Origin of the sequence: Paraburkholderia sp. EG287B, from assembly GCF_040965595.1 — a bacterium.
In the GTDB taxonomy this organism is placed as follows: domain Bacteria; phylum Pseudomonadota; class Gammaproteobacteria; order Burkholderiales; family Burkholderiaceae; genus Paraburkholderia.
Genome location: NZ_JBFRCG010000124.1, coordinates 1 through 239, shown reverse-complemented (window position 1 = coordinate 239; position 239 = coordinate 1). Strand labels below are relative to the sequence as shown.

The following is a 239-nucleotide window of genomic DNA, read 5'->3' as shown; positions in this document are numbered from 1 at the left end:
TCCCTCACGGTACTGGTTCACTATCGGTCGATCACGAGTATTTAGCCTTGGAGGATGGTCCCCCCATCTTCAGACAGGATTTCACGTGTCCCGCCCTACTTGTCGTACACCTAGTTCTTCCATTCCGTCTTCGCCTACGGGGCTATCACCCACTATGGCCGCACTTTCCAGAGCGTTTGGCTGACGGTACGGATAAAGAGTACAGGCTGGTCCCATTTCGCTCGCCACTACTTTGGGAA

1 rRNA gene is annotated in these 239 nt (G+C 54.0%); it reads right to left on the bottom strand.

Annotation, left to right across the window (positions count from 1 at the left end):
- Positions 1 to 239: ribosomal RNA gene (locus AB4Y40_RS43010) — 23S ribosomal RNA — on the bottom strand; the annotation flags it as partial.